Source organism: Streptomyces flavidovirens DSM 40150 (assembly GCF_000429085.1).
GTDB lineage: Bacteria > Actinomycetota > Actinomycetes > Streptomycetales > Streptomycetaceae > Streptomyces > Streptomyces flavidovirens.
Window position 1 is genome coordinate 1 of sequence record NZ_AUBE01000047.1, and the last position, 7,909, is coordinate 7,909.

The 7,909-nt window shown below is 65.6% G+C and carries 6 protein-coding genes; 1 reads left to right on the forward strand and 5 read right to left on the reverse strand.

Translation table 11 applies throughout. From position 1 onward, the window contains the following. Nucleotides 1-615: 615 nt before the first annotated feature. On the forward strand, nt 616-3,003 hold the full coding sequence (locus G412_RS0130655; protein WP_028815367.1) for a DEAD/DEAH box helicase: 2,388 nt from the start codon (nt 616-618) through the stop codon (nt 3,001-3,003). Between the two features lie 379 nt (nt 3,004-3,382). On the opposite strand, the gene G412_RS0130660 is transcribed toward G412_RS0130655, so the two are convergent. The 5 genes from G412_RS0130660 to G412_RS36845 form a co-directional block, all read right to left on the reverse strand. Continuing rightward, complete coding sequence (locus G412_RS0130660; RefSeq protein ID WP_028815368.1) at nt 3,383-4,423, reverse strand: hypothetical protein; 1,041 nt, start codon at nt 4,421-4,423, stop codon at nt 3,383-3,385. A 53-nt stretch (nt 4,424-4,476) separates the two neighbouring features. Beyond that, nucleotides 4,477-4,686, reverse strand: a complete 210-nt coding sequence (locus tag G412_RS39990; RefSeq protein ID WP_157839217.1) for a hypothetical protein — start codon at nt 4,684-4,686, stop codon at nt 4,477-4,479. Nucleotides 4,687-4,864: 178 nt separating this feature from the next. Further along, nucleotides 4,865-5,248: a hypothetical protein gene (locus tag G412_RS0130670; protein ID WP_028815369.1), complete on the reverse strand. Its 384-nt coding sequence runs from the start codon at nt 5,246-5,248 to the stop codon at nt 4,865-4,867. Between the two features lie 181 nt (nt 5,249-5,429). After that, complete coding sequence (locus G412_RS0130675; RefSeq protein ID WP_028815370.1) at nt 5,430-5,996, reverse strand: hypothetical protein; 567 nt, start codon at nt 5,994-5,996, stop codon at nt 5,430-5,432. A gap of 1,008 nt (nt 5,997-7,004) precedes the next feature. Further along, nucleotides 7,005-7,589 (reverse strand): hypothetical protein, encoded by a 585-nt coding sequence (locus G412_RS36845; protein WP_157839218.1) that lies wholly within the window; start codon nt 7,587-7,589, stop codon nt 7,005-7,007. Nucleotides 7,590-7,909: the final 320 nt, after the last annotated feature.

A 7,909-nucleotide genomic window follows, 5' to 3' on the forward strand; every position in this document is an offset into this window, starting at 1 on the left:
CCCGCGGAGCGGGTAACACAGCGCTGCGCGCTGTGCAAGCGAAAAGAATTGCTTCGCAATTCTTGAAAGGCGCTTCGCGCCTCAATTCCCTTGCTTCGCAAGGGAATTGAGAATTACGCTTCGCTTAAATTCCCAAAAGCGGGCATGTCCGCTTCGCTCCCATGCCTGGTTCCGGCTTCGCCGGAACGGCTGGCTGCGGGGATGGGGTGGGTACATCACGTGCGTCACTGTGCGAGGACTGGGATTTGCAACCACCACTCCTGCCGCGTAGTTGACGGACCATCTGGCCTGACGGGTGCCGACCCCCACCGGAGAGACGGGGCTCCGGCTGCGCTCCACCCGAGCCCTCCCCCACCTCAAGTGGCCCCGTACGCCTCAAGTGGCCCCGTACGGACAACCAAAAACGCCCCACCAGTACACATCCCAACCGGCTCCCATAGGGTCTGAACTGTCGATGCATCACCGTGACGGACGAACATGCTGTAAGAGAGATGCATCATGGTGATGCACTGTGTAGAGTCTGGAGCCAGACAGCACCACCGCTCCACGCCCTTCACCGCTCTGGAAATTCCTTTCTGATTGCGCGTCACATTCCTCGAAAAGGAGAACACGGGAATGGTCTTGAAACTGCGTGACCATCAGATCGAGGCCGTGAGCGCCATCGTGCGTGGCCTGGATATTCCGCCCGGCGGAATTCCCGCGAATGGTCTGCGCGGGCAGGTGCACGCCGCGTGCGGGACGGGAAAGACTATCATTGCTGCCGCGTCGGCAAACCGCATTGTGTCCAAGGGCCGCATTCTGGTCTTGGTGCCGACGCTGGACTTGCTGACCCAGACGGTGAAGGCGTGGCATGACGCGGGCCACAAGGGGTCGGCGGTTGCGGTCTGCTCGCTCCAGGACGACCCGGAGCTGTGGAGCCTCAAAGTGCGCTCCACCACGAACCCCGTGCAGCTGGCGCTGTGGCACGGCACGGGACCAGTCACCATCTACGCGACGTACGCCAGCCTGGGTGTCCTGGCGGAGGCGTTCGAGGGCGTGTACGGCCAGAAGCTTGATCCAGTAGACCTCGCGGTCGTTGATGAGGCCCACAGGACTTCGGGCTCGATGGGTAAGGCGTGGGCGGACATCCATGACCAGACCGTCATCCCGGCCCACCGTCGGCTGTACCTGACGGCCACGCCGCGGATCTGGGAGGAACGCCTCAACCGGGAAGTCTCCGAGGGGGCGCGCGACCCGCTGCCGCGGGAGATGGCGGCTTCCATGGACGACGAGAAGGTTTTCGGGCCCGTCCTCTACAAGCTCTCGCTCGCCTCTGCCGTGTCGCGCGGGTTGCTTGCGCGGTACCAGATCATCGTCCTGGAGCTCCAGGACCCGGTCCTCACTCCCGAGCGAATCTATGGCGAGGACCGGTACGCCGAAGAGGTCCGCGGGCAGCGGCTCGGGGCGCTGCAGGCCGCGCTCCTGCACACGATGGCACAGCACGGGCTGCAGACGTGCATCACCTTCCACCACCGGACGATAGAGGCGCAGGCGTACGCGGAGGGCCTGGAGCGTGTAGCGGCGAAGCTGCACGCCAACGAGCCGGAGAAGTACCCGTCGAAGATGTGGGCCAACTGGCTGTGCGGCGAGCACGTCCCCGAACGCCGGCGGGAAGTCCTCGGCTCGTTCGGGTCCATGGCGCAGCGGGCTGTGCTCTCGAACTGTCGCGTTCTGGGCGAGGGTGTCGATATTCGAAGCGTGGATTCGGTTGCCCTACTTGATCCCAAGGGGGCGCCGCACGACATCGTCCAGGCCATCGGGCGTGCCTTGCGGCAAAAGCCCGGGCAGGGCAAGCTCGCTTCTCTGATCGTGCCGGTATTTCTCCAGTCCGGAGAAAAGCCGGAGGACATGTTCACCTCCGGGTCGTACCGGCCCTTGGTAAAAGTGCTTGAGGGCCTGCGGGCTCACGATGAAGAGGCCGTGGAGCTGCTGGCGATTCCACAGGAGCCTCAGAAGAACGTGGCGCAGCCGTCCGTGAACATCGGTGTCGCGCCAGACGAGGGCGAGGAAGAATCACGGTTGCTGCTCCGTTTTGCCGCTCCGCGTGACCCGGTGATGGTCGCGGACTGGGTCAGCTTTAACGTGATCGACACCGAACGCCAGGACTGGGCACGCGGCTGGGCGAAGCTCAAGCAGTACACGGAGCGTGAGGGCCACGCCCGAGTGCCCTACGGACACCGGGAGGGTGCGACACCGCTTGGTCAGTGGGTGGCAGAACAGCGAAGGGCGTACGAGGCCGGGCAGATGGCCGGCCAGCGCGCGAGGCGACTCGAACAACTCGGCATGGTCTGGTCGCTGGTCGATGAGCGCTTCCAGGAGAACCTCGAAGCCGCGAAGGCCTACTACGACCAGCACTGGACGCTGTGCGCGCCCCGGTCCGCGACGATGCTGGACCGGCCGGTGGGGCAGTGGCTGTCCAACCTGCGCCGCCCTGGTGCGCTGGACGGCCACCCCGAGTGGAAGGCCGCGCTGGAGACCATAGACGAGCACTGGAACCCGTCGTGGCCGGCGGACTGGCAGCGGCACTACGCCGCGCTACGCGAGCTGGTGGCCGACGAAGAGGGCCAGGCGGAGGTCCTGCCGGGGTTCACGGTCCACGGCATGGACATCGGGAAATGGCTGGCCCGGCAGCGGACGCCGAAGGTCTGGGAAGCCCTGACGGACGGGCAGCGCGAGCGCCTGAAGCAACTCGGCATCACGCCTCCGGCCCCGACGGAGCTGGACGTTCCCGGCGGGCCGCCCACGACGCCCGTGAGCGCCTTCGAGCGGGGTGTTGCGGCCCTGGCGCAGTACAAGGCCCGCGAGGGCTCTGTGGCGGTCCCCAGGGCCCATGTAGAACGGCTGGAGGACGGCATAGAGGTCCGACTCGGCGTGTGGATCATGAACCAGAAGACCCGCAGGAAGAAGCTCACCCCCGACAGACTCGCAGCACTCGCAGCACTCGGGTTGGAGTGGGCGGCGTAGCCATGAGCGCAGAACGGGCGTCCGCCGATTATCCGGCGGGCTGCACCTTCGTCTCGTGGTCGTGTGTCCCGATTCGCCGAACGGAAGTAGATGCGCGAGCTCGCAGTGGTGGGCTGAAGGCGGCATACCTCCGGCCTCCAGACGGTGTCTAGAGTCGGATGATGTTGACCCGCACGGTGATGACGGTGCCCCCGACAAGGGCAGCTGCGTCCAGGGCCGCCACAGCGCCGATGTGGTCAGTGTGTCCAAGAGCCAGGCGCGGAAAGCTGAGCGCCGACAAACTCCAGCAGCTGGCCGATCTCGGGCACCACTGAGCAGCATGAGGATTCACCGGGGCGCCGAAGTCCTGGCGGCCGCCCCCGTGCTGTCGCCACTACGGTTAGGCCCCGAAGACGGTGCTGTATGCCTGTTGACCTTGCTGGATCAGGGCTCCCAGACCTGCTGACGCCGTGGTGATTTCTCCGAGCCGGCGCTGGATTCGTTCGTAGGTGGAACGGACACGACCTGGTTCTGCGGTCTCACCGCTGGCCTCTTCGCTGAGGATCTCGGCATCTTCAATGAGCTCCGCCTGCTGTTCAGGTGCCATGCCCAGGGTCGGGGCGAACTGCTGAACCATCGCCGCGAACTCGCGCAACGCGCCGGGGTCGAACGCGTTGTTGTGATTGTTCTGCACCACGCTGCGCTGGGATCCGGCGACGACGTTGGTGTTGCCGCTGATGCTGTAGTAGTCCCCGGGGCGGGTCCGGTTCAGGTAATCGCTCACGGTTGCTCCAGACAGGACGCAGTCGATGCCGTCGATGGTGATGGCGACGGTCATGGGATCGGTGTCCACTTCGTTGACGAGCCCGGAGTGGGTCAGGCGCGCCAGAGCGTAGTGCAACTCTGTGCCGGACAGCTCGCTTCCGGCGAAGCGGGATTCGGCTGTGGAGAGGAAGCCCGCAGAGGCGACGGGACGCTGGTCGTGGGCGGTGGTGTAGAGCCAGCGCAAGACGGCGTCTGTGGCGTAGCGATGTCGGGCGGCGGGGTCGTTGCACAGCTGAGTAAGTCGTCGCAGCTCCACTCGCCCGTCGGCGGACACCTTGTAGGCGTCGCCGTCGAACGAGCCCAGCGAGTCGACCAGTCCGTCCCGCTCCAGCGCATGCGCCAGAACCTCGACGTCTTCCTGTGACGTGCCCGTCTGCTCGATGAAGTGGGTCAGCTCCGCGTACTGCCTTGGGGCAAGCTCGCCCAGCCAGATCAGGAGTCGGACCAGATCGGGGTCCTGCTCAATCCCCGTCCCCACGATGCCGGAGGAAACGGTGAATCCCTTGCCCTGGACAGGCACCGTAACCGGGTACTTCCGCGCGGCGCGCTCGTAGGCCTTGTTGATCTCCTTCACGTGCCGTTCGATCGCCCGGTTGTCGATCTTCTTGTCGACCACTTTGCCCCCGTCCTTCGTTTGCCTGATCGAAGCGTAATGAGGGGGACTGACAGTCAGGAGGACAGCGTCAAGGCCACTGCGCATGGGTGCATGATCGCTCTACTGCGGATCGCACGTCGCTGGCCCACCACGACCGGGTGGCTCGAGACTGACGCCTCGGAATCCGCGCAGACATTCCCACGGTTCATCGAGAAGCTGATGCCATTGCTGCGCGCATCCGGGATGCCCGACGTCGAACCGGAGGTGTGCTCGGCCGCCAACATGGTGACCTCCTAGCTCGAACCCGCAGTGTCCAGGGGCAAGCTGAAGGTGCCGTTCTCCGTCACCAGCGAGTGGTGGGCGCACTAGCTCATCTGGCGGATTTCATGATCAGGGACGGTAGATCAGCTCTCCGCCCGGCGCCCGTAGCCCCGCGGACACCGCGCTCACCAACCGCAACGATCACCGCGTCTGTGGATCGGCCTCCGGTTGGTACGCGACGGGCGTACCTCCCGAGGTGTGGACGACGGCGTAATTCCTCAGCCCGATCACGGCTCGGTGCGGCCTGTTCCGGCGATCGGTGTCGCCTTCGACGAAGGTCCGCTGGCGGAAGCGCGGCAGTGCGAGAGCCACCGTCATGGTCGCCAGCTCGTCGCGCAGGTCGGTGTCGGAGGCCAGGCGCTCGAGGTCGAGCTCGTGCGGCTTGAGGCCGTAGCCCCGGCTTGCGGCCTCATGAAGATGTAGCCGGAGTACATCCAGGCACGCAGCACAGAGATGGCGTACCGGGCAAGGTCGTTCTCGAAGGCCTCGTACCGTTGCCCGCTCACCCGCCTCGTCGCCCTGCATTCCAGCCTCCTCCCGCGGCACCCACACCACCCACATCACACCACCGACATCAATACCCAGCGCTTCCTGAACCAGCTCATCCCACCCGCCCCGGCACCAGCCCACTGACCCAGGCAGACGCGGATCAGCGCCGGACAAAAGAAGTCCGGCGCTGATCCGAGAACAGGCTCCCCGCTACGGTCTACGGCTCGTCAGCCTCATGGGAGCTGCGCGTGCGCAACAGCGGTTCGGTCTCGGTCAGCCTCTTGAGGTCGAGGATGCCCTGCCACAACTCGTCTGCTGACGCGGAAGACAGGGAGGCCGTTTCGGTCCAGCCGTCGTAGGGCTGCCCGTCGTCGAGAACCGGGCGCCACCCTTGAGATCGCCACTCGGCCAAGGCTTGTTTCTCCAGTAGTTCAGCGTCACGCCCTGTCCTGCAGGCGAGCACGCCGTATCGCTTCCAGCCCCGGCGTTCATGCTTCTCGATCCGGCCGGTGTTCAGGTTGCAGATACCGACTTTGGCCACTTGGAGCCCCTCGTGCGTGACGAGGTAGAGCAGAGCGGCCTTGCTGCGCTGGAACCCGTACTCCGCACACTCCGAGCAGCCGGTGCCGCGGCTGGAAACACTGCCGAGAGTGGGGTAGACGGTGCTCTGGCAGTTCTGACACCGACACTCCCACCGCTCACGCACTCCTGGATAGGGAACCTGGGGAAGCAAACCCGCTTGGCTCACCATGATGTCGTGTGCGGTCTTCGGGTCGATCACCACGCCTGCGCACCACTTGCATGCTTGCGCGCCACGACGAATCCAGGTAAGACGGGGATAGATGATTCTGTCCGTCGGCCCCGGGCAGTCCCGCGCTAGGCAGAGTGACTGCCATCGCTCATTCACGCCAGGGTAGGTCCTCAGAGGCTGAGCGCCAGCCGCGAGCAGCTCGGCGACAGCTTGCCGCTCAGGTACCTTGGCCCGCCCCCCACAGTGTTTGCATCCGCCTTGACCACTGAGGACCACGTTCGCGTAAGCCGGTGTGATGTCGTCCGCTCCGCATTTCAGGCACTCGCACTGCCACGGCTTCCAAGCGCTTTCGTACTGCGCCAGCGGTTTCACCCCGCGCTCGGTCATCTGCTGGGCGGCGCGCTCCGGGCGGACGGCAACACGCGCGCAGTACTTGCAGGCAGAGATGCTGCTGCGTGCATCGGTCAGGCGCGGCCGGATGTCAGCGAGATCTCCCATCCATAGCCCTGGACACAATGCGTTCAGGCATTTGCAACGCCAGGGTGTGTCCACACCGGGGAACGGTTCCAGTGGCTCGACGCCTGCTGCGCGCATCACCTTCACGGCCTCGTCGTGCGGCGTCCGCCTCGTAGCCGCCGAGTTCTTCCTGCCGCACGGCTTGCAGCCGCCTCTCCCAGGACGCATGACGTTTCTGTAGATCGGTCTGACGAATTCCCCGCACTCCATGCAGACGCTAAGCCACTGCTTGCCGCTGCCTGGCCACAAGGAGACAGGCCATACTCCCTTGTCGATCATCGCCGATTTGGCCATAGCAGGATCGAGGTATCGCGGCACCAGCACTCCCCCGTCAAGTCACGTACACACTGCCCTCAACCGCGCCCGCAGCACGAGGCTCTCCATCCGACCGGGCGTCGGGGTGGATGAGGGCCGGCACGTTCTCAGCCCCGGCGAGACGCTGCGGCGGCGGAACGGGGACCAGGCACCCAGTGAAGAGCCACGCGCCGGGTGAGGGCCAGGACACCGGGTCCGTGCTTCGCCGGTCTATCCCGTAGGCGCGATCAAGCCCCCGCCCAACGCCGTTAAGCCAAGGTCTTGACGCATCGCCTCGCGCAAATCGACCAAGTGGTCCCAGAGCCTGTCGACCCGTTCCTCCAAGACTTCCAGGCTGTCTCCTGGCGCCGTTGGGCCAGTATCCAGACGCTTGACGAAGCCGTAGATCTTCCGCAGAGAGCCGTTGACCCCACCGATCGCGCCGAGAACGGGATCGGAGGCGATTATGTGAGCTTCCGCGTGCTGAGCCACGTAGGCGTGCCAGCGTTCTTCCAGTTCCTCGCGGCGCGTGGCTTCCAGCCTGCCTTCACGCCGCAGGTCGTGCATGCAGGCCGCCAATGCGTCCCGAGCTGTTCGGGCTGCCGCGCCGAACCGCACATAGGCGGCTTGCCGTTCCCCAAGCAGACGGCTCTCCCGCGCCTGTGCCAGGTCCTCCTGCCGATGGCGCTCGATCCGTGCCTGCTCACGCTCGTGAACACGCTCCGCCGAGCACTGCGTGATGAAGACCGCGACGAGCGAAACAGCGCCTCCGATCACAGCGGCCGCTAAAGCCAATAATCCTGCTCCCACAGTCAAAACCCGCGCCTCTCGTCACCATCGGCAGCAGGGCATCCACCACCCCACTCCGGCCCGCCCCACCGCGGACAACCCAAGGTGTCCGCACTGCGTCAGGCCGCATCGCCCTGACTACGGGCAAGCAGCCAGCACACCGCACCAGTCGGCCCGCCCAGCCCTAACGCATACCATGCCGCCCTAGCCCTCCGACGGTGAACCCGCAACTGCCTGCCCCCAGCCCGTCACTCCTCCCACTGCCGACACGTCATCGGAGGCGTGAGGGCGCGGCCCGGAGCTGAAGGCTTTCGGTGATGGGCCGCGTCGGTGTCCCCGTGTCCCCG

Excerpts from the sequence above, each read along its gene's own strand:
- G412_RS0130655 (WP_028815367.1), top strand. The coding sequence starts at position 616 with ATGGTCTTGAAACTGCGTGACCATCAGATCGAGGCCGTGAGCGCCATC.
- G412_RS39990 (WP_157839217.1), bottom strand. The coding sequence starts at position 4,686 with ATGTTGGCGGCCGAGCACACCTCCGGTTCGACGTCGGGCATCCCGGAT.
- G412_RS0130670 (WP_028815369.1), bottom strand. The coding sequence starts at position 5,248 with ATGCAGGGCGACGAGGCGGGTGAGCGGGCAACGGTACGAGGCCTTCGA.